This is a genomic window from Streptomyces sp. NPDC038213, assembly GCF_055600495.1.
Map to the genome: position 1 here is coordinate 171,377 of NZ_JBVJYM010000011.1, position 25,272 is coordinate 196,648.

26 protein-coding genes and 1 tRNA gene are annotated in these 25,272 nt (G+C 72.8%); 13 read left to right on the forward strand and 14 right to left on the reverse strand.

The genetic code is table 11. The features are described from left to right. The first annotated feature begins 126 nt into the window (after positions 1-126). From acs to ACZ7JZ_RS18490, 5 genes are all read left to right on the forward strand, one after another. The gene (gene acs, locus ACZ7JZ_RS18470) at positions 127-2,082 is read left to right on the forward strand and encodes an acetate--CoA ligase (protein ID WP_470940185.1); all 1,956 of its coding nucleotides are present in this window, start codon (positions 127-129) and stop codon (positions 2,080-2,082) included. Positions 2,083-2,246: 164 nt separating this feature from the next. Beyond that, complete coding sequence (gene nhaA, locus ACZ7JZ_RS18475; protein WP_470940188.1) at positions 2,247-3,674, forward strand: Na+/H+ antiporter NhaA; 1,428 nt, start codon at positions 2,247-2,249, stop codon at positions 3,672-3,674. 53 nt (positions 3,675-3,727) lie between these two features. Further along, positions 3,728-4,186: a phage holin family protein gene (locus ACZ7JZ_RS18480; protein WP_470940191.1), complete on the forward strand. Its 459-nt coding sequence runs from the start codon at positions 3,728-3,730 to the stop codon at positions 4,184-4,186. Beyond that, positions 4,183-5,139: an alpha/beta fold hydrolase gene (locus ACZ7JZ_RS18485; RefSeq protein WP_470940194.1), complete on the forward strand. Its 957-nt coding sequence runs from the start codon at positions 4,183-4,185 to the stop codon at positions 5,137-5,139. Before ACZ7JZ_RS18480 ends, ACZ7JZ_RS18485 begins: the two co-directional genes overlap by 4 nt. A 196-nt stretch (positions 5,140-5,335) precedes the next feature. Beyond that, on the forward strand, positions 5,336-5,515 hold the full coding sequence (locus tag ACZ7JZ_RS18490; RefSeq protein ID WP_470940197.1) for a hypothetical protein: 180 nt from the start codon (positions 5,336-5,338) through the stop codon (positions 5,513-5,515). A gap of 52 nt (positions 5,516-5,567) precedes the next feature. On the opposite strand, the gene ACZ7JZ_RS18495 is transcribed toward ACZ7JZ_RS18490, so the two are convergent. The 3 genes from ACZ7JZ_RS18495 to nth form a co-directional block, all read right to left on the reverse strand. Beyond that, entirely contained in the window at positions 5,568-6,767 is a 1,200-nt protein-coding gene (locus tag ACZ7JZ_RS18495) for a MarP family serine protease (protein ID WP_470940200.1), read from the reverse strand. Positions 6,768-6,780: 13 nt separating this feature from the next. Continuing rightward, a complete protein-coding gene (locus ACZ7JZ_RS18500) occupies positions 6,781-7,602 on the reverse strand; it encodes an NUDIX hydrolase (RefSeq protein ID WP_470940203.1) in 822 nt (273 codons plus the stop codon). Positions 7,603-7,681: 79 nt separating this feature from the next. Next, positions 7,682-8,542, reverse strand: a complete 861-nt coding sequence (nth, locus tag ACZ7JZ_RS18505; RefSeq protein WP_470940206.1) for an endonuclease III — start codon at positions 8,540-8,542, stop codon at positions 7,682-7,684. A 291-nt stretch (positions 8,543-8,833) separates the two neighbouring features. On the opposite strand from nth, the gene ACZ7JZ_RS18510 reads away from it, so the two are divergent. Together ACZ7JZ_RS18510 and ACZ7JZ_RS18515 are read left to right on the forward strand one after the other, a co-directional pair. Then, entirely contained in the window at positions 8,834-9,508 is a 675-nt protein-coding gene (locus ACZ7JZ_RS18510) for a Crp/Fnr family transcriptional regulator (RefSeq protein ID WP_014061749.1), read from the forward strand. 223 nt (positions 9,509-9,731) lie between these two features. Further along, positions 9,732-10,688, forward strand: coding sequence for a nucleotidyltransferase (locus tag ACZ7JZ_RS18515; RefSeq protein WP_470940210.1), 957 nt, complete (start codon positions 9,732-9,734; stop codon positions 10,686-10,688). On the opposite strand, the gene ACZ7JZ_RS18520 is transcribed toward ACZ7JZ_RS18515, so the two are convergent. The 5 genes from ACZ7JZ_RS18520 to ACZ7JZ_RS18540 all read right to left on the reverse strand — a co-directional run bounded on the left by ACZ7JZ_RS18520 (position 10,622) and on the right by ACZ7JZ_RS18540 (position 13,494). Next, complete coding sequence (locus ACZ7JZ_RS18520) at positions 10,622-10,906, reverse strand: hypothetical protein (protein ID WP_470940213.1); 285 nt, start codon at positions 10,904-10,906, stop codon at positions 10,622-10,624. The genes ACZ7JZ_RS18515 and ACZ7JZ_RS18520 overlap by 67 nt on opposite strands. A 53-nt stretch (positions 10,907-10,959) precedes the next feature. After that, positions 10,960-11,808 (reverse strand): MBL fold metallo-hydrolase, encoded by an 849-nt coding sequence (locus ACZ7JZ_RS18525; protein WP_470940216.1) that lies wholly within the window; start codon positions 11,806-11,808, stop codon positions 10,960-10,962. After that, positions 11,805-12,791 carry an NUDIX hydrolase gene (locus tag ACZ7JZ_RS18530; RefSeq protein ID WP_470940219.1) on the reverse strand — a complete coding sequence of 329 codons (987 nt, stop codon included), beginning with the start codon at positions 12,789-12,791 and terminating at the stop codon, positions 11,805-11,807. The genes ACZ7JZ_RS18525 and ACZ7JZ_RS18530 overlap by 4 nt, the downstream gene beginning before the upstream one ends. A gap of 83 nt (positions 12,792-12,874) precedes the next feature. Then, positions 12,875-13,339, reverse strand: a complete 465-nt coding sequence (locus ACZ7JZ_RS18535) for a RidA family protein (protein ID WP_470940222.1) — start codon at positions 13,337-13,339, stop codon at positions 12,875-12,877. Then, the gene (locus tag ACZ7JZ_RS18540) at positions 13,336-13,494 is read right to left on the reverse strand and encodes a DUF4177 domain-containing protein (RefSeq protein ID WP_226734235.1); all 159 of its coding nucleotides are present in this window, start codon (positions 13,492-13,494) and stop codon (positions 13,336-13,338) included. Before ACZ7JZ_RS18540 ends, ACZ7JZ_RS18535 begins: the two co-directional genes overlap by 4 nt. Positions 13,495-13,581: 87 nt before the next feature. Here ACZ7JZ_RS18540 and bagA point away from each other — a divergent pair, with 87 nt between their 5' ends. Next, complete coding sequence (gene bagA / locus ACZ7JZ_RS18545; RefSeq protein WP_470940225.1) at positions 13,582-14,598, forward strand: ATPase BagA; 1,017 nt, start codon at positions 13,582-13,584, stop codon at positions 14,596-14,598. Further along, on the forward strand, positions 14,595-15,971 hold the full coding sequence (bagB, locus tag ACZ7JZ_RS18550) for an ATPase BagB (RefSeq protein ID WP_470940228.1): 1,377 nt from the start codon (positions 14,595-14,597) through the stop codon (positions 15,969-15,971). The genes bagA and bagB overlap by 4 nt, the downstream gene beginning before the upstream one ends. A gap of 15 nt (positions 15,972-15,986) precedes the next feature. Here bagB and ACZ7JZ_RS18555 read toward each other — a convergent pair whose 3' ends face one another. Next, entirely contained in the window at positions 15,987-16,343 is a 357-nt protein-coding gene (locus tag ACZ7JZ_RS18555; RefSeq protein ID WP_470940270.1) for a WhiB family transcriptional regulator, read from the reverse strand. 397 nt (positions 16,344-16,740) lie between these two features. Between ACZ7JZ_RS18555 and ACZ7JZ_RS18560 the strand changes: the two genes are divergently transcribed. Beyond that, positions 16,741-19,035, forward strand: coding sequence for a transglycosylase domain-containing protein (locus tag ACZ7JZ_RS18560; RefSeq protein ID WP_470940231.1), 2,295 nt, complete (start codon positions 16,741-16,743; stop codon positions 19,033-19,035). Between the two features lie 99 nt (positions 19,036-19,134). Here ACZ7JZ_RS18560 and ACZ7JZ_RS18565 read toward each other — a convergent pair whose 3' ends face one another. Then, positions 19,135-19,596 (reverse strand): GatB/YqeY domain-containing protein, encoded by a 462-nt coding sequence (locus tag ACZ7JZ_RS18565; protein WP_470940234.1) that lies wholly within the window; start codon positions 19,594-19,596, stop codon positions 19,135-19,137. Between the two features lie 67 nt (positions 19,597-19,663). On the opposite strand from ACZ7JZ_RS18565, the gene ACZ7JZ_RS18570 reads away from it, so the two are divergent. The 3 genes from ACZ7JZ_RS18570 to ACZ7JZ_RS18580 all read left to right on the forward strand — a co-directional run bounded on the left by ACZ7JZ_RS18570 (position 19,664) and on the right by ACZ7JZ_RS18580 (position 21,415). After that, on the forward strand, positions 19,664-20,602 hold the full coding sequence (locus ACZ7JZ_RS18570; protein WP_470940237.1) for a metallophosphoesterase: 939 nt from the start codon (positions 19,664-19,666) through the stop codon (positions 20,600-20,602). Positions 20,603-20,624: 22 nt separating this feature from the next. Then, on the forward strand, positions 20,625-21,302 hold the full coding sequence (locus ACZ7JZ_RS18575) for a Pr6Pr family membrane protein (protein ID WP_470940239.1): 678 nt from the start codon (positions 20,625-20,627) through the stop codon (positions 21,300-21,302). Positions 21,303-21,341: 39 nt separating this feature from the next. After that, positions 21,342-21,415: transfer RNA gene (locus ACZ7JZ_RS18580), tRNA-Pro, on the forward strand. 139 nt (positions 21,416-21,554) lie between these two features. Here ACZ7JZ_RS18580 and ACZ7JZ_RS18585 read toward each other — a convergent pair. From ACZ7JZ_RS18585 to ACZ7JZ_RS18600, 4 genes are all read right to left on the reverse strand, one after another. Next, on the reverse strand, positions 21,555-21,782 hold the full coding sequence (locus tag ACZ7JZ_RS18585; RefSeq protein ID WP_470940241.1) for a hypothetical protein: 228 nt from the start codon (positions 21,780-21,782) through the stop codon (positions 21,555-21,557). Between the two features lie 5 nt (positions 21,783-21,787). Further along, the gene (locus tag ACZ7JZ_RS18590; protein ID WP_470940243.1) at positions 21,788-22,285 is read right to left on the reverse strand and encodes a hypothetical protein; all 498 of its coding nucleotides are present in this window, start codon (positions 22,283-22,285) and stop codon (positions 21,788-21,790) included. A 128-nt stretch (positions 22,286-22,413) separates the two neighbouring features. Then, complete coding sequence (locus tag ACZ7JZ_RS18595; protein ID WP_470940273.1) at positions 22,414-23,679, reverse strand: SLC13 family permease; 1,266 nt, start codon at positions 23,677-23,679, stop codon at positions 22,414-22,416. Between the two features lie 1,136 nt (positions 23,680-24,815). Next, a partial coding sequence (locus ACZ7JZ_RS18600) for a sensor histidine kinase (protein ID WP_470940246.1) occupies positions 24,816-25,272 on the reverse strand: 457 nt, incomplete at its 5' end.

The following is a 25,272-nucleotide window of genomic DNA, read 5'->3' on the forward strand; positions in this document are numbered from 1 at the left end:
CGCGCGTGCGGACCACCGCGCCGTTCTATAGGTCTAAACCAATTTCCGGTTACCCCTTGTCACCTGGGCATCTGACTGATGAGCTATGCCCGGGACACAACGGACACCCTGGGAAAGGGAGATGTCGTGAGCAACGAAAGCCTGGCCAACCTGCTCAAGGAAGAGCGGCGGTTCGCACCGCCCGCCGCTCTGGCCGCCGACGCCAACGTCACGGCGGAGGCGTACACCCGGGCCGAAGAGGACCGGCTGGGCTTCTGGGCCGAGCAGGCCCGGCGGCTGACCTGGGCCACCGAGCCGACCGAAACCCTCGACTGGAGCAACCCGCCCTTCGCGAAGTGGTTCGCGGACGGCAGGCTCAACGTCGCGTACAACTGCGTCGACCGGCACGTCGAGGCGGGCAACGGCGACCGGGTCGCCATCCACTTCGAGGGCGAGCCCGGCGACAGCCGCGCGATCACCTACGCCGAGCTCAAGGACGAGGTGTCCCGGGCCGCGAACGCCCTGACCGAGCTGGGCGTGCAGGCCGGCGACCGGGTCGCGGTCTACCTGCCGATGATCCCCGAGGCCGTCGTCGCGATGCTCGCGTGCGCCCGCGTGGGCGCGGCCCACTCCGTGGTCTTCGGCGGCTTCTCCGCCGATGCCGTGGCCTCCCGCATCCAGGACGCCGACGCCAAGCTGGTCATCACCGCCGACGGCGGCTACCGCCGGGGCAAGCCCTCCGCGCTCAAGCCCGCCATCGACGAGGCCGTGGCCAAGTGCCCGCAGGTCGAGCACGTGCTCGTGGTCCGGCGCACCGGCCAGGACACCGCCTTCACCGAGGGCCGCGACGTCTGGTGGCACGAGCTGGTCGGCCGGCAGTCCGCCGAGCACACCCCGCAGGCCTTCGACGCCGAGCACCCGCTCTTCATCCTGTACACCTCGGGGACCACGGGGAAGCCGAAGGGCATCCTGCACACCTCCGGCGGCTACCTCACCCAGGCCGCGTACACCCACCACGCCGTCTTCGACCTCAAGCCGGAGACCGACGTCTACTGGTGCACCGCCGACATCGGCTGGGTCACCGGGCACTCGTACATCGTGTACGGCCCGCTGGCCAACGGCGCCACGCAGGTCGTGTACGAGGGCACGCCGGACACCCCCCACCAGGGCCGCTTCTGGGAGGTCGTGCAGAAGTACGGGGTCACGATCCTGTACACCGCGCCGACGGCCATCCGCACGTTCATGAAGTGGGGGGACGACATCCCCGCCAAGTTCGACCTGTCCAGCCTGCGCGTGCTCGGTTCGGTGGGCGAGCCCATCAACCCCGAGGCCTGGATCTGGTACCGCGATCACATCGGCGGCGGCCGCTGCCCGATCGTGGACACCTGGTGGCAGACCGAGACCGGCGCCATGATGATCGCCCCGCTGCCCGGCGTGACCGAGACCAAGCCCGGCTCCGCCCAGCGCGCCCTGCCCGGCATCGGCGCGACCGTCGTGGACGACGAGGCCCGCGAGGTGCCGAACGGCGGTGGCGGGTACCTGGTCCTGACCGAGCCGTGGCCCTCGATGCTGCGCACCATCTGGGGCGACGACCAGCGGTTCATCGACACGTACTGGTCCCGCTTCGAGGGCAAGTACTTCGCGGGCGACGGGGCCAAGAAGGACGAGGACGGGGACATCTGGCTGCTCGGCCGGGTGGACGACGTCATGCTCGTCTCGGGCCACAACATCTCCACCACCGAGGTCGAGTCCGCCCTGGTCTCGCACCCGTCGGTCGCCGAGGCCGCCGTGGTCGGCGCCGCCGACGAGACCACCGGACAGGCCATCGTGGCCTTCGTGATCCTGCGCGGTACGGCCTCCGAGGACGAGGGGCTCGTCGCCGACCTGCGCAACCACGTGGGCGCCACCCTCGGCCCGATCGCCAAGCCCAAGCGGATCCTGCCGGTCCAGGAGCTCCCGAAGACCCGCTCCGGCAAGATCATGCGCCGCCTGCTGCGCGACGTGGCGGAGAACCGCGAGCTCGGCGACGTCACCACCCTCACCGACTCCTCGGTGATGTCCCTGATCCAGACCAAGCTGCCGGCGGCGGGCAGCGAGGACTGATCCCGTACGGCACACCCGCGGGAAGGGCATCCGGCAACGCGCCGGATGCCCTTTTTGCACATAAAGTGACGATCACCGGACGGCCGTGCGCTACACGCTGTAAAGTCTTCAGTAAGGAAAATCTCACAGGTGCGCCGGGAAGTCTGGTCGGCAAGTGCAACGCCATGCCGTCGACCGACCCGGAGGTATCCGCCGTGGCCCCGCCCCGCACCCGTCGCAAGCTGCTCGGCCGGCTCTCGCTGCCCGAGCGGCAGTACGTCGCCGACGCCCTGCGCACCGAGACCGTGGGCGGCGTCCTCCTCCTCGTCGCCGCCGTCGCCGCGCTCGTATGGGCCAACATCCCGGCCCTGAGCGACAGCTACGCCGACGTCAGGAACTTCCACATCGGGCCGGCCGCCCTCGGGCTCGACCTCTCCCTCCAGCACTGGGCGGCCGACGGGCTCCTCGCGGTCTTCTTCTTCGTCGCCGGAATCGAGCTCAAGCGCGAGCTGGTCGCGGGCGACCTGCGCGATCCCAAGGCCGCCGCCCTGCCCGTCATCGCCGCCCTGTGCGGTATGGCCGTACCCGCCCTGGTCTACGCCGCCGTGAACACCGTCGGCGGCGGCTCCATGGACGGCTGGGCCGTGCCCACGGCCACCGACATCGCCTTCGCGCTGGCGGTCCTCGCGGTGATCGGCACCTCGCTGCCCTCCGCCCTGCGCGCCTTCCTGCTCACGCTGGCCGTGGTCGACGACCTCTTCGCCATCCTCATCATCGCGGTGTTCTTCACCAGCGAGATCAGGTTCCCGCAGCTCATCGGGGCCTTCCTGGGGCTGGCCCTGTTCTGGTTCCTGCTCCGCAAGGGCGTCCGCGGCTGGTACGTGTACGTCCCGCTCGCCCTGGTGATCTGGGGCCTGATGTACAACAGCGGGGTCCACGCCACCATCGCCGGCGTGGCCATGGGCCTCATGCTGCGCTGCACCCGCAGGGAGGGCGAGGACCACTCCCCCGGCGAGCACATCGAGCACCTCGTGCGCCCCCTGTCCGCCGGACTGGCCGTCCCCCTCTTCGCCCTCTTCTCCGCCGGGGTCTCCCTCTCCGGCAAGGCGGTCGGCGAGGTCTTCACCCGGCCCGAGACCCTCGGCGTGGTCCTCGGGCTCGTCCTCGGCAAGACCCTCGGCATCTTCGGCGGCACCTGGCTCGCCGCCCGCTTCACCAGGGCGGAGCTGAACGAGGACCTGGCCTGGCCCGACGTGTTCGCCGTGGCCACCCTCGCCGGCATCGGGTTCACCGTCTCGCTGCTCATCGGCGAACTGGCCTTCGCCGGGGACCAGGCCCTCACCGACGAGGTCAAGGCGGCCGTCCTGCTGGGCTCCTTCACCGCCGCCCTGCTGGCCGCCGTCGTGCTCAAGCTCCGCAACCGCACGTACCGTTCGCTGACCGAGGCCGAGGAGCGCGACGAGGACCAGGACGGCATCCCCGACATCTACGAGGAGGACAACCCGCAGTACCACCTGCGGATGGCCCGGATCCACGAGGAGAAGGCCGCCGAGCACCGCCGTAAGGCCAATGTCGCAGCCGGGTCCGGCGACGGCGTCGACAGTCCGGCATGATCTGACAGACGATCGACCCACGGCCCACACGGCGAACGAGAGGGAGCAAAGCGATGAGCGCAGGGGAGCAAGGGGTGCAGGGGGCCGAGCGGAGCCTCGGCCAGCTGGTCGCCTCGGCCACCGCGGAGATGTCCGCCCTGGTGCACGACGAGATCGCCCTGGCGAAGGCGGAGCTGCGGCAGGACGCCAAGCGCGTGGGCATCGGCAGCGCCGCCTTCGTCGTCGCCGGCGTGATCGCGCTCTTCTCCATCCCGGTGCTGAGCTTCGCCGCCGCGTACGGCATCCACAACACCGGGCTGGGCCTCGCGTGGTCCTTCCTGATCGTCGGCGCGGCCTTCCTGCTGCTGGCCGGGCTGCTCGCGCTGCTCGCCGTGGCCAAGTTCAAGAAGGTCAAGCCGCCGGAGAAGTCCATCGCCTCCGTCAAGCAGACCGCGGCCCTCGTCGGGACGGTCAAGCCGCACCCGCGGCCGGTCAGTGACAAGGCCGTGGGTGTGGCACGCTCGTCTGCATGACAGCGCCCACCCCCGATTCCGCTCCGCCCACCGCCGCCACGGCCGTCCGGCTCGACCTGCCCGACGGCCGGGCGGTGCTCCACCGGGACGTGGCCGCGAACGGCGCCCGGTTCCACGTGGCCGAGACGGGTGAGGGGCCGCTGGTCCTGCTGCTGCACGGGTTCCCCCAGTTCTGGTGGACCTGGCGGCACCAGATGGCCGCCCTGGCGGACGCCGGGTACCGGGCGGTCGCCATGGACCTGCGCGGCGTGGGCGGCAGCGACCGCACCCCCCGCGGCTACGACCCGGTGAACCTGGCCCTGGACATCACCGGGGTGGTCCGCTCCCTCGGCGAGCCGGACGCCGCGCTCGTCGGCCACGACCTGGGCGGATACCTGGCCTGGACGGCCGCGGCGATGCGGCCCAAGCTGGTGCGCCGGCTCGTGGTCTCCTCCATGCCGCACCCGCGCCGCTGGCGCTCCGCCATGCTGTCGGACTTCGCCCAGAGCCGCGCCGGCTCGTACGTGTGGGGCTTCCAGCGGCCCTGGCTGCCCGAGCGGCGGCTGGTCGCGGACGGCGGGGCCCTGGTGGGCGAGCTGATCCGCGAGTGGTCCGGGCCGCGGCCCGTCGAGGACGAGGACGTCGAGGTCTACCGGCGAGCGATGTGCATCCCGTCCACCGCGCACTGCTCGATCGAGCCGTACCGCTGGCTGGTGCGCTCCATGGGCCGCCCCGACGGATTCCAGTTCAACCGGCGCATGAAGCGGCCGGTCCGGGTGCCCACCCTGCACCTGCACGGTTCACTGGATCCGGTGATGCGCACCCGCAGCGCGGCGGGTTCGGGCGAGTACGTGGAAGCCCCCTACCGCTGGCGGCTCTTCGACGGGCTGGGGCACTTCCCGCACGAGGAGGACCCGGCCGCCTTCTCCACCGAGCTCGTGAACTGGCTGAAGGACCCGGAACCCGACCGCTGAAAGGCTCCTGACGGGGCCTCGGGTCCGGCCGGGCTTCCGTGGGGGCCTCCCCGGGCCTCCCCCGGCGCGTACCCGGGGATTCACAGGAGTCCCCGGGGGAACGTGCGTCTTACGAACATTCAAATGCCCGGCGCATAGGCCAATTGGCGCGCCCCCGGGCGGTTACCGACCATGGGGCCCGGGCAGACGTCGAAGTATGGGCTGGACGCACGACTACGGTGACTCCGCACGCAACTCCCGCCCGGCCGCAGCGCCGGGCAGCCACGAGGGGACGGGCCGCTCGCACCACGGCGACGACCACCGCCTCGGAATCCCGCGCATCCTGCGCCGCCGGGCCCGGTGGGTCTCGGCGAGACTGCGCCATACCCGCACCTGAGGTGCGGGGCGCCGGCTGAGGGCGGGGCCGTCCGGACGGGATGGCCCCGCCCTCAGAGGGCGCAGCCCTGGGTGTTGACCCGCCCGGTGGCGGTCCTGCCGATCCGGACGTCGTCGCGGACCTCGTCCAGGGTGAGGGCGTAGCCGGTGTTCGGGTCGTCCAGGGACTTCGCGAAGACCACCCCGTACACCTTCCCCTCCGCGGTCAGCAGCGGCCCGCCGCTGTTGCCCTGACGGACGGTCGCGTACAGGGAGTACACGTCCCTGCGCACCGTGCCGCGGTGGTAGATGTCGGGGCCGTTGGCGTTGATCCGGCCGCGGACGCGGGCCGCGCGGACGTCGTACGCGCCGTTCTCCGGGAAGCCGGCCACGATCGCGTCCGCGCCCGTGCGCGCGTCGTCCTCGACGAACTCCAGCGCCGGGGCCTTGAGCCGGGGCACGTCCAGGACGGCGATATCGCGCTCCCAGTCGTAGAGCACGACCTCGGCGTCGTACAGCCTGCCCTCCCCGCCTATCTGGACGGTGGGCTCGGCGACCCCGCCGACCACGTGCGCGTTCGTCATGACCCTGCCGGGGGCGAAGACGAAGCCGGTGCCCTCCAGGACCTTGCTGCAGCTCGGCGCCGTGCCCACCACCTTCACGATGGAGGCCTTGGCGCGCTGGGCCACGGGGCTGACGACCAGGGCCGGGTCCGGGGGCCGGACCTCCGTGATCGGCTCGTTGGAGAACGGGCTGAAGACCTGCGGGAAGCCGTTCTGCGCGAGGACGGAGCTGAAGTCCGCGAACCAGGTGTTCGCCTGCTCGGGCAGCACCCGGGAGACCCCCAGGAGCACCTTGGAGTTGCGGACCTCCTTGCCGAGGGTCGGCAGGGAGGTGCCCGCCAGCGCAGAACCGATCAGCCAGGCCACGAGCAGCATCGCGACCACGTTCACCAGGGCCCCGCCGGTGGCGTCGAGGGCGCGGGCGGGCGACCACGTGATGTGCCGGCGCAGCTTGTTGCCGAGGTGGGTGGTGAAGGCCTGGCCGATGGAGGCGCAGACGATGACGACGACCACCGCCACGACGATGGCGGTGGTGGACAGGTCGGCCTTGTCGGTCAGCTGATCCCAGATCAGGGGGAGCAGCGACACGGCGACGAGGCCACCGCCCAGGAAGCCGATCACCGACAGGATGCCGACGACGAAGCCCTGGCGGTAGCCGACGATCGCGAACCACACGGCGGCGAGCAGCAGCAGGATGTCCAGCACGTTCACGTGGGCCACCGTCTCATGCGCGCCAGTCGATCGGGACCTGCCGGGACCGGTCCCAGGGCCGCTCCCAGCCCGCGAAGTGGATGATCCGGTCGATCACTCCGGCCGTAAACCCCCAGACCAGGGCGGATTCGACCTGAAATGCGGGGCCTTTGTGCCCGCTCGGGTGGACCGCGCTGACCCGGTGCGCGGGATCCGTGAGATCCGCCACGGGGACCGTGAACACGCGCGCCGTCTCGGCGGGGTCCACGGCCCCGACCGGGCTGGGCTCGCGCCACCAGCCGAGCACGGGCGTGACGACGAACTGGCTGACCGGGATGTAGAGCCGCGGCAGCACCCCGAAGACCTGCACCCCGGAGGGGTCGAGTCCGGTTTCCTCCTCGGCCTCGCGCAGGGCCGCGCGCAGCGGGCCCGAGGTCTGCGGGTCCCCGTCCTCCGGGTCGAGGGCGCCGCCCGGGAAGGAGGCCTGCCCGGCATGCGAGCGCAGGGTGCCGGAGCGCTCCATGAGGAGCAGCTCGGGGCCGCGCTCGCCCTCGCCGAAGAGCACCAGCACGGCGGACTGGCGGCCCGCGCCGTCCTCGGGCGGCAGGAAGCGGCTGAGCTGGCTGGGCCGGACCGTGCGCACCGCCTCGACCACCGGGTCGAGCCAGCCGGGCAGGCCGTGCGCGGTCACGGGGACGGGCCGGTCCGGCTCCTCCGGGCGGCCGTACGGGGCGGAGCCCGCGGGGCGGTCCGGGGGGCCGTACGGAACCGGGCCCGCGGCGGCGTCCCGGCGCTCGTACGGGCCCGGGCGCGAGGCGCCCCCGGCCGTGGTCTCGTCCCGCATGGCCCGCGTCATCGGCACCCCTGTCCCTGTTCTCGCCCGCACCGGCACAACGCGGCCCGGGGCCGGATTCGTTCCTCCCGCCGCCCGGGGCTCAGGTCGCCGCACCGCCCAGGGGCGGGGCGGGCAGGCCCGGGTAGTCGGCGGGCGGGCTCAGCCGCTGGCCCGGCTGGCCGCCCTTCTCGTACTTGAGCAGCTTCGCGGCCTTCACGGGGTCCGTTTCGCCCTCCCCGTACGCGGGGCAGAGGGGGGCGATCGGGCAGGCGCCGCAGGCGGGCCTGCGGGAGTGGCAGATCCGGCGGCCGTGGAAGACGACGCGGTGGGAGAGCATCGTCCACTCGCTCTTGGGGAAGATCGCGCAGATCTCCGCCTCGACCTTCTCGGGGTCCTCCTGCTCGGTCCACTTCCAGCGGCGCACCAGCCGCCCGAAGTGGGTGTCCACGGTGATCCCCGGGACGCCGAAGGCGTTGCCGAGGACCACGTTGGCGGTCTTGCGGCCGACGCCGGGCAGGGTGACCAGGTCCTCGATGCGGCCGGGGACCTCCCCGCCGAAGTTGTCGCGCAGGGCCGCGGAGAGGCCGAGGAGGGACTTCGCCTTCGCCCGGAAGAACCCGGTCGGGCGGATGATCTCCTCCAGGTCCTCGGGGGCGGCCGCGGCCATGTCCTCGGGGGTGGGGTACGCGGCGAAGAGGGCCGGGGTGGTCTGGTTGACGCGCAGGTCGGTGGTCTGGGCGGACAGGACCGTGGCGACCAGGAGCTCGAAGGGGTTGCGGAAGTCGAGCTCCGGATGGGCGTACGGGTAGACCTCGGCGAGCTCGCGGTTGATGCGGCGGGCCCGGCGGACCATCGCCAGGTGCGACTCCGGCTTCGCGGAGGGCTTCGCGGAGGGCTTCTTGGCCGAAGCTTTGCCCGCGGGCTGCGCGGGGGCTTTCGCGGCCTTTGCCGCCTTCTTCACGGGGCGCCCGGGGTCCTTCGGAGGGCTCTGTTCGCCCACAGCTGAATCGGGGGCTGCGGTCACACCCGCAGGCCCTTTGGCCTGTGCTCTCACCGGCTTATTGGACACCCGGCCAGCCTAAGGGCAGGCACTGACATGGCGCCCGGACCTCAGGTAACACCGCCCCGATTGGCCCCGGGCAGCACAGCACACCCGTACGTCCGGCATCCTTGTGATCGATCGCACTGTTTGTTGCGTCCTGCAAAATGGGGAGCACGGTCCCCTGAGCAGGTCGACAGAGGAGAGAGACTCGTGGACGACGTTCTGCGGCGCGCCCCGCTCTTCGCGGCGCTCGATGACGAGCAGGCCGCGGAGCTCCGCGCATCCATGGGCGAGGTGACCCTCGCCCGCGGTGACGCCCTGTTCCACGAGGGCGACCCCGGCGACCGCCTCTACGTGGTCACCGAGGGCAAGGTCAAGCTGCACCGCACCTCCCCCGACGGCCGCGAGAACATGCTCGCCGTCCTCGGCCCCGGCGAGCTGATCGGCGAGCTGTCGCTCTTCGACCCGGGCCCGCGCACCGCCACGGCCACCGCGCTGACCGAGGTCAAGCTGCTCGGCCTGGGCCACGGCGACCTCCAGCCCTGGCTGAACGCCCGGCCCGAGGTGGCCAGCGCCCTGCTGCGCGCCGTCGCCCGCCGCCTGCGCAAGACCAACGACCAGATGTCCGACCTGGTCTTCTCCGATGTGCCCGGCCGCGTCGCCCGCGCCCTCCTCGACCTGTCGCGCCGCTTCGGCGTCCAGTCCGAGGAAGGCATCCACGTGGTGCACGACCTCACGCAGGAGGAGCTGGCCCAGCTCGTCGGCGCCTCCCGCGAGACGGTGAACAAGGCCCTCGCCGACTTCGCCGGCCGCGGCTGGCTGCGGCTGGAGGCCCGCGCGGTGATCCTCCTCGACGTGGAGCGCCTCGCGAAGCGCTCGCGCTGACGCGGACCCGCGGCCCGTACCGGCCGCGGACCCCAGGCTTCCGGAAGGGGCCCCACCGCCCGGTGGGGCCCCTTCCGTACGTCCCGGGGCCCCGGAGGGGCGTACGGGCGCCCCGGGACGCGCAGACGGCGCCTGCGGGCGGGCTGCGCCCGTACGCGGCCCCGCGGCCGCCGCGCGGGCGTGGGGCCGCCGTCGCCGGCCGCGGGAACCGCACAGTGGGGCCATGGACGGACGCGAGGGGCACGAGCCGGGCGGGAACCACGGGGGCCGTGAGCCGGCTGCGGGGCGCGGGGAGCCCTCCGGCGGAGAGCCCTCCGGCGGGCAGGCCTTCGTCGAGCGCACGGGCGGACTCGGCCTGATCGCGCCCGCGCACCGGCCCGCGGTGGCCGCGGCCCGGTCCCTGGCCGCGGAGTCCTTCGGCGGGCGGCTGCACAGCGCGTACCTGTACGGGCCCCTGCCGCTCGGCCGCCCCGGCCCCCTCGGCCTGCTGCTGGTCCTGCACGCCGAGCCGGGCCCCGCGGACCGGGCCACCGGCCAGGCCCTCTCCGACGGCCTGCGGGCGCAGCTGCCGCCGGGCGGACCCGCGGGGGCTGAGGAGCCTGCGGGGGCAGAGGAGCCCGCGGGGCCTGAAGAGCCTGCCGGAGCTGAAGGGGCCGAGGTGCTGCTCGTGGGCAAGGAGGCCGTCCTGTCCGAGGAGGAGCGGTACGGACTCGGCTGGTTCACGGCCTGCCAGTGCGTACCGCTGCTCGGGGCCGACCTCGCCGAGCACCTGCCCCGCTACCGCGCCGACACCGGCCTCGGCACCGCCCTCGCGCGCCTGCGCGACGCGCCGGCCACCCCCGAGCGGGCCCGGTCCTGCGCGCGGCGGCTCGTCCAGGCCGCCTACACCCTCGTCGCCCCCGGGGCGGGGCCCTGGGCGGGTGAGCCGGCCGCGCAGGCCGAGGCATTCGCCGCCCGGCACCCGGGGACCGCGCAGGGCCCGGACCGGGCCGCGCAGGTCCGCGCGGCGGCGGAGGTGGCCGCGGGGCGGCTCCCGGCGGGGGCGGCGGAGCGGGTCCTGGCCGGGTACACCGGGGACCTCGGTCCCTGGCTGGCCGCCGCGCACACCGCCCGCTACAGCTCCAGCGCGTCCACGGCCCGCTTGGCCTCGCGCAGGCCGGCGCCGGTCCGCCGCCGGTAGACGCGTACGGCGTCGATGTCCTTGCCCTGCCGGACCAGCTCCCGCACCTCGTCCAGGCCCTCGGTCTCGGGCTCCTCGACGCCGAGGTGGTCGAGGAGCAGGCCGAGCCGGCGGTCCAGCCGGTCCGCCTTGCGCTCCACGGCGCGGATCCGGAGCGTGAGGGAGCCGGTGATCGAGCCCGCCGCGACGAGCACGGCGAAAATGACGAATATGTCCATACCCGAAGCCTACTGACGGGTACTCAGCAGGCGTGCGGATGCCCGGCCGCCGCTCAGATCGGCGGCCCGCCCGGGATCAGCCCGTGCTCGCGCAGGTACTCCAGCTGGGCGCGGACCGACCACTCGGCCGCGGGCCACAGGGAACGGTCCACGTCCGCGTACACGTGCGCCACCACCTCCGCCGGGGTGCGGAAACCGTTCTCCACGGCGGTCTCCACCTGCGCCAGCCGGTGCGCCCGGTGCGCGAGGTAGTACTCCACCGCGCCCTGGGCGTCGTCGAGCACCGGGCCGTGCCCCGGCAGGACCGTGTCCACCCCGTCGTCGACCGTCAGCGAGCGCAGCCGCCGCAGCGAGTCCAGGTAATCGCCCAGCCGGCCGTCCGGATGGGCCACGACCGTGGTGCCGCGGCCCAGGATCGTGTCGCCGGTGAGCACCGCCCGGTCCGCGGGGATGTGGAAGGAGAGGGAGTCGGCGGTGTGCCCGGGGGTCGGGACCACCCGCATCTCCAGCCCGCCCACGCGGATCGCCCGGCCCGGGGCCAGCCCCTCGTCGCCGAGCCGCAGGGCCGGGTCCAGGGCCCGCACCTTCGTGCGCGTCAGCTCCGCGAAGCGGCCGGCGCCCTCGGCGTGGTCGGGGTGCCCGTGGGTCAGCAGGGTCAGCGCGATCCGCTTGCCGGCCTCCTCGGCGGTGGCCACGACCCGGCGCAGGTGGGCCTCGTCGAGCGGGCCCGGGTCGACGACCACGGCGAGCTCGGAGTCCGGTTCGGAGACGATCCAGGTGTTGGTGCCGTCCAGGGTCATCGCGGACGGGTTGGGGGCGAGCACGTTGACCGCCCGCGCCGTGGCGGCGCCGGAGGACACCACCCCGCGGGGCTGTCCGGGCAGGGCCGCCGCGTCCGTCATGACCCGTCTCCCTTCGACTCGACGCGCTTGGTGAACTCGTCGTGGCCGGGCCAGCTCAGTACGAGCTCCCCGTTCTCCAGTGTGGCCTGCGCGAGCACCGGCGCCAGGTCCTGCCCGGCCGCGGCCGCGAGGGCCTCTGCGGCGGTCCCGTACGGCTGGAGCGAGCGCAGGGTGGAGATGGTCGGCGGCATCATCAGCAGCTCGCGCCTGTCGTACCCGGCGGCGGCGTCCGCGGGACGGGTCCACACCGTGCGGTCGGCCTCGGTGGAGGCGTTGCGGGTGCGCTGGCCCTCCGGGAGGGCGGCGACGAAGAACCAGGTGTCGTAGCGGCGGGGCTCGAACTCCGGGGTGATCCAGCGGGCCCAGGCGCCCAGCAGGTCGGAGCGCAGCAGCAGTCCGCGCCGGTCGAGGAAGTCCGCGAAGGACAGTTCGCGGGCGACCAGCGCCTGCCGGTCGGCCTCCCAGTCCTCGCCGGTGGTGTCGCCGACGACCCGGTCCGCGGCGGGGCCCGCGAGCAGCACCCCGGACTCCTCGTAGGTCTCGCGGACGGCGGCGCAGACGATGGCCTGGGCGGTGGCGGGGTCGGTGCCGAGGCGCTCGGCCCAGCTCTCCAGCGGGGGCCCGGCCCAGCCGACGAGGTGGTCGTCGTCGCGCGGGTCGACCCCGCCGCCGGGATAGGCGTACGCGCCGCCCGCGAAGGCCATGGAGGCCCGGCGGCGCAGCATGTGGACCACGGGGCCGGCGCCCGTGTCGCGCAGCAGCATGACGGTGGCGGCCCGCTTGGGCGCCACGGGGGTCAGCGTGCCGTCCGCGAGGGCGCGGATGCGGTCGGGCCACTCCGGGGGGTACCACTGGCCGCCGACGGTGGTGCCGCCGTCCCGGCCGGGTGCGCCCGTACCGCTGCTCCGGCCGTGCTGAGCGGCCCCACTGCTCTGACCGTTCTGAGCGGTCCCACCGCTTTGACCATTCGACCCATTCGGCATGGCGGGATGCTACGGCCATCCGTCCCGATGTTCGAGGCCCGGCCCGCGCGGGGCCCGCCGCAGACCGGCGGGCCCCGCGGTCGTCAGTCCGCGACCTCGACCTGGAACTCGACCTCGACCGGCGCGTCCAGCGGCAGCACGGAGACGCCCACGGCGCTGCGCGCGTGCACGCCCTTCTCCCCGAGGACCTGGCCGAGCAGCTCGCTCGCGCCGTTGATGACACCGGGCTGGCCGGTGAAGTCGGGGGCGGAGGCGACGAAGCCGACCACCTTCACGACCCGCACGATCCTGTCGAGGTCTCCGACCACCGACTTGACCGCGGCGAGCGCGTTCAGCGCGCAGGTCGCGGCGAGCTCCTTGGCCTCCTCGGCGGAGACCTCGGCGCCGACCTTGCCGGTCAGCGGGAGCTTGCCCTGCACCATGGGCAGCTGGCCCGCGGTGTAGACGTACGCGCCCGAGCGGACGGCCGGCTGGTACGTGGCCAGCGGCGGGACCACCTCGGGCAGGGTCAGACCGAGCTCGGCCAGGCGGCTCTCGACGGCGCTCATGCCTTCTCCCGCTTGAGGTAGGCCACCAGCTGCTCGGGGTTGTTCGGGCCGGGCACGACCTGCACGAGCTCCCAGCCGTCCTCGCCCCAGGTGTCGAGGATCTGCTTCGTGGCGTGGACGAGCAGCGGGACAGTCGCGTATTCGAACTTCTTCATGCAGGCGAGCGTAGTGCCTGGCGCCCGCCGGCCGGGACCTCGCGGACCTCCTGCACGGCGGCGGGCGCCAGTCGTTAGTCTCGACGCGTGAGCAGGCTCCAGGTGGTCAGCGGCAAGGGCGGCACCGGTAAGACCACGGTCGCCGCGGCACTCGCGCTCGCCCTCGCGACCGAGGGCCGGCGGATCCTCCTCGTGGAGGTCGAGGGCCGGCAGGGGATCGCGCAGCTCTTCGGTACGCAGGCCCTGCCGTACGAGGAGCGGAAGATCGCGGTGGCACCGGGGGGCGGCGAGGTGTTCGCGCTGGCCATCGACGCCGAGCAGGCCCTGCTGGACTACCTCCAGATGTTCTACAAGCTCGGTACGGCGGGCCGCGCCCTGAAGAAGCTGGGGGCGGTGGACTTCGCCACGACGATCGCGCCGGGGCTGCGGGACGTCCTGCTGACCGGCAAGGCCTGCGAGGCGGTCCGGCGGACGGACAAGGCGGGCCGGTTCGTCTACGACCACGTGGTCATGGACGCCCCGCCGACCGGCCGGATCACCCGGTTCCTCAACGTGAACGACGAGGTGGCGGGGCTGGCCCGGTTCGGGCCGGTGCACCACCAGGCGCAGGCCGTGATGAAGGTGCTGAAGTCCGCGGACACGGCGGTGCACCTGGTCACCCTGCTGGAGGAGATGCCCGTACAGGAGACCGCGGACGGGCTCGCGGAGCTGGCCGCGGCGGGGCTCCCGGCGGGCCGGGTCATCGTGAACATGGTCCGCCCGCACCACCTCGACGAGAGCGCCCTGCGGGCCGTCTCGGACGGGCGGCGCGCGGAGGTGGCCGCGGCCCTGGACCGGGCGGGCCTGGGCCCGCAGGGGCCCGGCCCGGACGGACCCGACCTGGCGGGGCCGGCGGACGGCGGCGGCCGGGAGGCCCTGGTGGCCGCCCTGCTCGGCGAGGCGGCGGAGCACGCGGCGCGGGTGGCCCTGGAGCGGGAGCAGCGCGCCGTCCTCGCGGGGCTGGGCGTGGAGGCGTACGAACTCCCCCTGCTCGGTACGGGCGTGGACCCGGCCGGGCTGTACGAACTGGCCACCGAGCTGCGGAAGCAGGTGAGCGGCGCATGACGGCGCAGGGCGCGGGAACGGACGTGCGGACGCATACGGGAGCGGCCCCGGGAGCGGGCACGGCGACGGCCCGGCTCGACGTGGACCGGCTGCTGGACGATCCGCAGACCCGGATCGTGGTGTGCTGCGGTTCCGGCGGGGTCGGCAAGACGACCACGGCGGCGGCGCTGGGGCTGCGGGCGGCCGAGCGCGGCCGCACGGCGGTGGTGCTGACCATCGACCCGGCCCGGCGGCTGGCCCAGTCCATGGGCATCGGCTCGCTGGACAACACCCCGCGCCGGGTGGACGGAATCGACGCCTCCGCGGGCGGCGGGCTGCACGCGATGATGCTGGACATGAAGCGGACCTTCGACGAGATCGTCGAGGCGCACGCGGACCCGGAGCGCTCGCGGGCGATCCTGGAGAACCCCTTCTACCAGTCCCTGTCGGCCGGTTTCGCGGGCACGCAGGAGTACATGGCGATGGAGAAGCTGGGGCAGCTGCGGGCCCGGGACGACTGGGACCTGATCATCGTGGACACCCCGCCGAGCCGGTCCGCGCTGGACTTCCTGGACGCGCCGAAGCGGCTGGGGTCCTTCCTCGACGGGAAGCTGATCCGCCTGCTGATGGCCCCGGCGAAGGTGGGCGGCCGGGCCGGGATGAAGTTCCTGAACGTCGGCATGTCGATGATGACGGGCACCCTCGGCAAACTGCTGGGGGGCCAGCTGCTGAAGGACGTGCAGACCTTCGTGGCGGCGATGGACACCATGTTCGGGGGCTTCCGGACCCGCGCGGACGCCACGTACCGGCTGCTCCAGGCGCCGGGGACGGCCTTCCTGGTGGTGGCGGCACCGGAGCCGGACGCGCTGCGCGAGGCCGCGTACTTCGTGGAGCGGCTGGCGGCGGAGGACATGCCGCTGGCGGGGCTGGTGCTCAACCGGGTGCACGGGAGCGGGGCCGCGGGGCTCTCGGCGGAGCGGTCGCTGGCGGCCGCGGAGAATCTTGAGGGACCCGGCATTGTGGATCAGGTGCCCGGGAAAGCTGGTGTGCGTGACGAGCCCACGACGAACGCACGTACGGCGGACGCGCCTGCGAAGGAAGGACTCGCTGCGGAAGGACTCGCCGCGGACGGAGTCGCGGGGACCGGTCCCGCTGCGGCCGGACTCGCGCCGGACGGGTTCACGGCGGACGAGCTCATGGCGGGTCTGCTGCGGCTGCACGCCGAGCGGATGCAGGTGATCGCGCGCGAGCAGCGCACGCGTGACCGCTTCACCTCGCTGCATCCCGAAGTGGCGGTGGCCGAGGTGGCCGCCCTGCCCGGCGATGTGCACGACCTCGCCGGGCTGCGGGCCATCGGTGATCGGCTCGCGACCGGGTCCCCGGCCGGAGCATGAAGTCCGTCGCCGGGACTATCCGGCGGCGGCGTACGTCTCGTACGGAACGCCCGTGGCCGCTTCCACGGCCTCGTCGACGCTGAGGATGCCCGTACTGCGCTCGTACTCCGTGCGAGCGGTTTCGAGCAGCCTGCGCCAGGAGGTGACCGTGGGACGCCGGCGCAGAAGTGCGCGCCGCTCCCGTTCGGTCATACCGCCCCACACTCCGAACTCGACGCGGTTGTCGAGTGCGTCGGCCAGGCATTCGGTCCGCACCGGGCAACCGGTGCACACCGCCTTGGCCCTGTTCTGCGCTGCACCTTGAACGAACAGTTCATCCGGATCGGTAGTGCGGCAGGCTGCCTGCGCACTCCAGTCGGTTACCCAGCCCATTGCGGCGCCGTCCTCTCCCGAATCGAGGCTCCCCCACGGCGGCAGCGGCATATTCACCGCTGCCAGTTGAGGACGTTACGGAAGGGAGGCACGGCCGCAACACCCCCGACGGGCCCAATCTTGAATGGCCCGAACGGACTATGCGTGAGCGCGAGATCACCCGACGGAGTGATGGGGCGACATGCCCGACATCTTTGGCCAATTCGGGGCAATTCACTCAAGTCAGATCGGACGCCGGCTGACGGATCCGGGGGATTCGGACATGAGTCCACCCCGTCCGGGAAGGGTGAAAGTCGCACCGGGGGGTTGATGTGCGGCGGCGCTGCTGTGACAGTTGAGGGCAGCTTAGGCCAAGGCATATACGCGTGTCCGGCGAATGAGAACGTAGGCTGCCCCCATGGCAAAGAAGCGCTCGGGCGGAGGGCTCACGGGGAGCCAGCAGGCCGCCAAGTTCCTCGGGGTCTCCGTTCTCGCCGGAGTCGTGCTCGCCGGGATCGCGATCCCCGGTGCGGGCGCGCTCGGCCTGGCGGCGAAGGGCACGGTGGAGGGGTTCGACGAGATCCCCGCCAACCTGAAGACCCCGCCGCTGAGTCAGCGCACCACCATCCTCGACTCCGAGGGCGGTCTGATCGCGACCGTCTACTCGCGCGACCGGAAGGTCGTCCCGCTCACGGCGATCTCCCCGTACATGCAGAAGGCGATCATCGCCATCGAGGACTCGCGCTTCTACGAGCACGGCGCGATCGACCTCAAGGGCATCCTGCGCGCGGTGAACCGCAACGCGCAGTCGGGCGGGGCCGCGCAGGGCGCGTCCACCCTCACCCAGCAGTACGTGAAGAACGTCTTCGTGGAAGAGGCCGGCGACGACCCGGCCAAGGTGGCCGAGGCGCAGCAGAAGAGCCTCGGGCGCAAGATCCGCGAGCTGAAGTACGCGATCCAGGTCGAGGAGGAGCTCGGCAAGAAGAAGATCCTCGAGAACTACCTGAACATCACCTTCTTCGGACAGCAGGCCTACGGGATCGAGTCCGCGGCCCAGCGCTACTTCAGCAAGCCCGCCCGCGACCTGACCCTGCCGGAGTCGGCCCTGCTGGCCGGGCTCGTGCAGTCCCCCAGCCGGTACGACCCCGTGAACGACGCGGAAGAGGCCAAGAACCGGCGGAACATCGTCCTCCAGCGCATGGCGGACATAAAGGACATCTCGCAGTCCGAGGCCGACGAGGCGAAGGCCGCACCCATCAAGCTGAACGTCACCAAGCCCAAGAACGGCTGCATCACGGCCGTCAGCGGCGCGGGCTTCTTCTGCGACTACGTCCGCGCGACCTTCCTGTCGAACCCGGTCTTCGGGAAGACGAAGGAGGCCCGCGCCAAGATCTGGAACCAGGGCGGACTCACCGTCCGCACCACCCTGGACCCCCAGTCCCAGGACTCCGTCAACGAGTCCATCAAGGACCACGTCTACCAGAGCGACGACGTGGCCACGGCCGTCACCCTGGTCCAGCCGGGCACGGGCAAGGTCCTGGCGATGGGCCAGTCCCGCCCGTACGGCTTCGGGACGAACGAGACCCAGATCAACTTCTCCGTGGACCGCAAGCTCGGCGGCTCGAACTTCGGCTTCCCGACCGGATCCACCTTCAAGCCCTTCGTGGCGGCGGCGGCCCTGGAGCGGGGCATGCCGGCCACGAAGATCTACGGCTCCCCGTACGAGATGGAGTACCCGAGCCCGGTACAGACCTGCAGCGGCAACCCGTGGGTCAACACCAACGGCGAGCGGGTCCCCAACGAGTCGGAGTCGGAGGTCGGCCCGTACGACCTCAAGAAGGCCATGGAGATGTCGGTCAACACGTACTTCGTGGAGATGATCGGCGAGATGGGCCTGTGCCCCCTCAACGAGATGACGGAGAAGCTCCGCGTCATCCGCGCCGACGGCAAGAAGCTCCCCGAGAGCCCCGCCATCTCGCTCGGCACCGAGGGCATGTCCCCGCTGACCATGGCCAACGCCTACGCGACCTTCGCCAACCGCGGCACGTACTGCTCGCCGGTCGCCATCGAGTCGATCACCGACGCGCACAACAAGTCGCTGGAGGTCCCGAAGTCCACCTGTGAGCGGGTGATGACGGAGAAGACCGCCGACACCGTCAACACCCTGCTGCGCGGAGTGGTCGACTCCGGTACGGGCCTGTCGGCCGGCCTCAACGACCGCGACAGCGCGGGCAAGACCGGCACCACCGACTCCCGCTACAACGCCTGGTACGTCGGGTACACCCCGAACATGGCCGGTGCGACCTGGGTCGGCTCCCCCGGCGACAAGCAGGTCTCGATGGAGGACATCACCATCGGCGGCGAGTACTACCCCAAGGTCTACGGCGGCGGGCTGCCCGGCCCGATCTGGCGCGACGCCGTATCCGGCGCCCTCGCCGGCCGCGAGGCCCCGGACTTCGTCACCATCCACATCCCGGACGCCCCGAAGCCCAACCCGGGCGGCAAGGGCAAGCCCGACAAGCGCAAGCCCAAGAAGAACCGCGACGGCAAGCCCGGGGACGAGGACCCGGCGGACGGCGGCCGCGGCGGCGCGACCCAGGGCGCGGGCACCGGCGGCGGGGGCACCGGAGGCACCGGCGGCACCGACCCGGAGAACCCCTTCCCGGACCTCCCGGTGGACCCGGGCCTGCTGGGCGGCCCGGAAGGCCGCTGAGCAGGTACGGCACAGCGGTACGCAGGAGTACGCGGCGATACGCGGAAAAGGGGAGGGCCCCGGCCGGACGTCCGGCCGGGGCCCTCCCCTTTTCCGCTCTCAGGACAGGAGCTGCTTGACGACGGCGGCGACGCGGCCGCCGTCCGCCAGGCCGGCCACCTTCGGATTCACGATCTTCATGACGGAGCCCATCGCGCGCGGCCCCTCGGCGCCGGCCGCCCGGGCCTCCTCCACGGCCTGCGCCACGATGTCCTCCAGCTCCTCGTCGGAGAGCTGCTTGGGCAGGTACCCGGCGAGCACCTCGCCCTCCGCGTTCTCCCGCTCGGCCTGCTCGGGGCGACCGCCCTGCGCGAAGGCGTCGGACGCCTCGCGGCGCTTCTTCGCCTCCTTCGCGATCACCTTGAGGACCTCCTCGTCGGAGAGCTCGCGCGCGACCTTGCCCGCGACCTCCTCCTTGGTGATGGCGGAAAGGGTCAGCCGGAGCGTGGACGAGCGCAGCTCGTCGCGCGCCTTGATGGCGGTGGTGAGGTCTTCCTGGAGCTTGGCCTTGAGCGTGGTCATGCCCCGAGTCTGCCAGGTGCGGGGGCGGCGGCGCCCACCTGTTTTCGGCGTCTGCGACCATATGGGGATGCACGCGCGTTACGGAGTCCCGCTCAAGGTCACCGCGGGGATCGCGGCCGTCGGGGCCGCCGGAGTGGCCTATGCCGCCGGGTTCGAAGCCCGGTCCTTCCGACTGCGGCGGGTGAGCGTACCCGTACTGCCGCGCGGGATGCGGCCGCTGCGGATCCTCCAGGTGTCCGACATCCACATGGTACGCGGACAGCACAAGAAGCGGCGCTGGCTGCAGTCCCTGGCCGGGCTGCGCCCCGACTTCGTGGTGAACACGGGCGACAACCTCTCCGACACCGAGGGCGTACCGGACGTGCTCGACGCGCTCGGGCCGCTGATGGAGTTCCCCGGCGTGTACGTCTTCGGGTCGAACGACTACTACGGGCCGCGGCTGCGCAACCCCGGGCGCTACCTGATCGAGAAGGTGCAGGGCCGGCACGGGCTGAACGGCAACAAGCCGGTGGTCGGCGCCGTGCACAACCCGTGGGAGGGCATGAAGGACGCCTTCGACGAGGCCGGGTGGGTCGACCTCACCAACACCCGCGGCCGGCTGAAGCTGCCGGACCTGGACCTCGCCTTCACCGGCCTGGACGACCCGCACATCAAGCGGGACCGGTACGCGATGGTCGAGGGCGGGCCCGTGGCCGACGCGGACTTCTCGATCGCGGTGGTCCACGCGCCGTACCTGCGGGCGCTGGACGCCTTCGCCGCGGACCGCTACCCGCTGGTCCTGGCGGGGCACACGCACGGCGGCCAGCTGTGCATCCCCTTCTACGGGGCCCTGGTCACCAACTGCGACCTGGACACCGACCGGGTCAAGGGCCTCTCCACCCACGAGGCCGGCGGCCACCGCTCGTACCTGCACGTCTCGGCGGGCTGCGGCACCAACCGCTTCACCCCGGTCCGCTTCGCCTGCCCGCCGGAGGCCACCCTCCTCACCCTGGTCCCGAAGACCTGACACCCGACGGAACCGCCACCTGATGCCCTCCCGCCCCGCCGCCGCCTTCCGGGCCCTGGTCTGCGCCGCCGCGCTGACCGGGGTGGTCATCGAGTGCGTGCAGGGCAGCGTCCCGGTGGTGCTGTCCTTCTTCACGATCTGGACGAACATCCTGGTCGCCGTCGTCTTCGCGCTCTCGGCCGCCCGGACCTGGACCCGCCGCCCGCCCCTGCCCGCCCTCTGGACGGGCGGGGTCCTCCTCTTCATCCTGATCACCGGGCTCGTGTACCACCTGGTGCTCGCGAACCCCTCCAGCCCCTTCAACGCCGCCGAGGACATCGCCGGGCTCACCGGGGCGCGGGCGGTCGCCAACCAGCTCCTCCACACGGTGACCCCGCTCGCCGCCCTGGCCGACTTCCTCCTCCTGACCGCCCCGCGCGCCCTCGTCCCCCGCCACGCCCTCCTCTGGCTGGCGTACCCCCTCGCGTACGTGGCCTTCGCCCTGACCCGCGGCGCCCTCCTCTCCCCCGGCGCGCCGGCCCGCTACACGTACCCCTTCATCGACGCCGCCGAGCTGGGCTACGCCCGCGTCGCCCTGAACTCGGCCGTCCTCGGCCTGGCCTTCTACGCCCTCGGCCGCACCCTGGTCCTCACCGACCGCCTCCGCCCCGCCCCCGCGGAAAACCGGATTTCGTCTCAGCGCGAGGGTCCGCTAGAGTAATCGATGTCGCCAGGGCCCAGGCCCGATCACAGCGACAATCGGGGTGTAGCGCAGCTTGGCAGCGCGCTTCGTTCGGGACGAAGAGGTCGTGGGTTCAAATCCCGCCACCCCGACAGAGTAAGACCAGATCAGGGCCGGTTTCCCTTAGGGGAGACCGGCCCTGACTGCGTTGTAGCGGCTCAACCTCAGCCGCCCCTCGGCGTTCAGGGCCTGGTCCGGGGGTGGGCCAGGCCCTGGGGGTTCGGGCGAAGGTTAGGGCTTGGGGGGGTTGGGCCTTTTCTTGTGCCAGGTGCGGTAGGTCCAGCGGGACAGGGCGCCGGTGGTGAGGGAGACGAGGATGGCGCCCCAGTCGATGACGTGCGGGAGGCCTGGGAAGAAGGCGAAGAAGGCCAGGGAGGCTGCCGTTCCGGCGAGGAAGGCGAGGGTGGCCGGGCGCCGGGGAGTGACGGGGCGGTCGCCGGTCGCTTGTGGGGGCGGCATGGGGGTCACCTCGTGATGTGGTGGCACTGGCTGACCCGGCGGACGCCGTTGATGTTGAGGTGCGCGCACGCCTTGCCGTAGCGGGGCAGGGTCTGGGGGGCGTTGTCGCGCTGGGGGTTGATCCGGCACTCGGTGTGGGTCTTGCCGCGTGAGGTCTTGTACGTCTTGTTGCCGGTGTCGGCGTACGTGAAGTCGATGCGCCAGTTGCAGAAACCCGAGCTCAGGGCGCCGACGAAGCCGCAGTCGACGGCTGCGTTCTGGTACGTGATCTTCTTCCCGGCGCCGCGGATGACGTGGGTGAACATGCAGCCCGTCGGGATCTTCGTCTTCAGGCCTCCGACCTCGTAGTCGAAGGTGGCTACAGGGGTGGAGCCGATGGCTCCGGCGTGTGCGCAGGGCGCCGGTAAGAGGGCCAGGGCAAGGGCTGCGGGGATGGCCGCTGCCAGGCGGAGGGCCAGGCGGTCGTGCAGGGGGTGGGACCTGTGGGGTTGAGGGCTTGGCATCGGGGGTCGCTTCCGTGGGGGGTGGGTTCTGGTGTGAGAACTCCTTGTGGGGATGGGAGGGGGTGGGGAGGAGGGGCGGTCCACTACGACGGGTGGGTGCGGGCGGTGGGGGCGGTCCCTCGTTCGGGTCAGGGGCCTATGAGGGTGAGGGAGAGCCAGAGGGCGAGGGTGGCGGTGAGGAGGGTGGCGGGGGTGGTCAGGAGGCCCAGGACCGTGAACTCGCGGAGGGGGACCGGCTGGTCGTGGGTGTGGGAGATGCGGCGCCAGAGGAGGGTGGCGAGGGAGCCGGCGTAGGTGAGGTTGGGGCCGATGTTCACGCCGATGAGGACGGCGAGGACGGCTCCGGGGCCTGAGGGGGCGGCCAGGGGGGCCAGGGCCAGGACGGCCGGGAGGTTGTTGATCAGGTTCGCGAGGACGGCGGCCAGGGCGGCTGTGGCCAGGAGGGCGGGGAGGGAGGTGCCGTCCGGGAGGAGGTGGGTGAGGGCCCGGCCCAGGCCGTTGTCCACCACGGCGCGTACGACCACGCCCAGGGCCAGGACGAAGGCCAGGAAGGGGATCGCGGCGGAGTGGAGGAGGGCGGCGGGGGTGGTGCGGCGGTGGGAGAGGGCGCGTACGGCGAGGACGGCGGCGCCGGCGGTCGCCACCCAGCCGGGGCCGATGCCGAGGGCGGGGGCCAGGGCGAAGCCGGCCAGGGTGGCCGCCACCGTGAGGAGGGGGAAGAGGGGGATGGGGGTGGTGGGTTCGGGGGTGGGTTCGGTGGGTTTGCGGGTGGGGGTTGCTTCGCGGGCGGGGGTGGTGAGGGTGGTTTTGAAGTGGTGGCGGAGTAGGGCGTATTCGACGGCTATGGCGGCCAGCCAGGGGAGGGCCATCAGGGCGGCGAAGCGGGTGAAGGTGAGGCCCGCGGCCGCGAAGGCCAGGAGGTTCGTGAGGTTGGAGACGGGGAGCAGGAGCGAGGCCGTGTTCGACAGGTGCGCGCAGGCGTAGCTGTGGGGGCGGGGGTCGGTGTTCATGCGGGCCGCCGTCGCGAAGACCACCGGGGTCAGCAGGACCACCGTGGCGTCCAGGCTGAGGGCTGCCGTGATCACCGAGGCGAGGACGAAGACCGAGCCGAGGAGGCGGCGGGGGCGGTCGGCCGCCCGGCGGGCCATCCAGTCGCCGCAGGCCCTGAAGAGGCCTTCGTCGTCGCAGAGTTTGGCCAGGACGAGGACGGCGGCCAGGAAGCCGATCACCGGGGCGAGGCGCTGGACCTCTTCCCAGGCGGCGGAGAGGGGGAGGGCTCCGGCGGCCAGGAGGAGGACGGCGGCGGGGAGCGCGAAGACCGCTTCCGGGAGGCCTCGGGGGCGGGTTACCGCGCAGATCAGCACGGTGAGGAGCGCGAGGGCCGACAGCGTCAGGGGGAGGGACGGCGAGTCGAGGGGGGAGGCCAGGGGCGAGGCGAGAGGTGGGGCGAGGGGTGGGGCGAGGGCTGCGGGGAGCGTTAGGGGGAGGGAGGTGACGGGCACGCGTTCGATGATCCCCCGGGGGCTCGGGGATCTTGAAGCGGGGGGCTGCCGTACGGGAGGGCCGCCCGCAGTACGTCGCCGATGAGGGTGGGGGCGCGGTCGGGGTGGTTCGCGGCGGAGTACTCGCAGGGGCCGCAGCAGGTCATGGCGAGGGTGGGGATCCAGCGGGCACGGGGGCCGCCGCACACGTCGCAGGGGCGGGGCGAGGCCGGCGTACGGATGTGGGCGGGGGGGCGGGCAGGGCGGACCGGGGCGGTCTGCGGCCTTCCGGGGGCTCCTGCCTCGCGGGGAGGGCGGGGGTCCGGGACCGGGTGCGGCCCGGCGGGCGGGTGGGGGGTGTGTGGTGCGCGGGGCGGGTGACGGTCCGATGCGGGGTACGGATCGCGCGGCGGGTGGTCCGGGGCCTGGCGCGGGTCGTGGTGGGGGTGGCGGTCGTGGCGGTCCGGGGCCGGGTACAGGTCTGCGGGCTGGTGCAGGTCCGCCGCCGGACGCGGATCGCGGGCCGGGCGCAGGTCGGCAGGCGGGTGCAGGTCCACCGCCGGACGCAGATCGCAGGGCGGATGGGGATCCGCTGCCGGGTACAGGTCGGCAGGCGGGTACGGGTCCACCGCCGGACGCGGATCGCGGGTCGGGCGCAGGTCGGCAGGCGGGTACGGGTCCACCGCCGGACGCGGATCGCGGGCCGGGTACAGGTCGGCAGGCGGGTACGGGCCCGCCGCCGGACGCGGATCGCGGGGCTGGTGCAGGTCGGCAGGCTGGTGCAGGTCCGCCGCCGGACGCGGGGCGCCGGTCGGGGGCAGGGCGGCGGGTGGGTGGGGGTCCGGCGCCGGGTGGGGGGTCGGGGTGCGGGGTGGGAGGTGGCATGCGAGGTGGCAGGGGTGGGGGCCGGGGCGGGTCGTGGGTGTGGGCGTGGTGCCGGTCGTGGGCATGGTGCCGGTGCCTCCCCCTCGGACGTCGTACCGGTGCCGTCGGGGGATGTGTACCCAGGGGGTACGGGTTGGATGTGCCCGATTGGCCGGTGCAGGCGGTCAGGAGGACGGGTCGGTGGGGGGTGGGGTGGTGGTGGGGAGGGTGAGGAGCATGGTGAGGCCGCCGCCTGGGGTGTCTTCGGCCGTCAGGGTGGCGTGGATGGCTTCGGCGAAGCCGCGGGCCACGGCCAGGCCGAGGCCCACGCCGGCGCCGCGGGGGGCGTCGCCGAGGCGTTGGAAGGGGGCGAAGATGCGGTCTTTCGCGTCTTCGTCGGGGACTCCCGGGCCGCGGTCCACGACGCGGAGTTCGACGCGGTCGGCCAGCTGGGAGGCGGCGACGAGTACGGGGGTGCCGGGCGGGCTGTACTTGACGGCGTTCTCCACGATGTTGGCGACGGTGCGCTCCAGCAGGCCCGGATCGGCGGCGACCATGGGGAGGGTTTCCGGGATGTCGAGGTGGACGGAGTCCTCGGGTACGCCGCCCAGGGCCATCGGGACCACCTCGTCGAGGTCGACG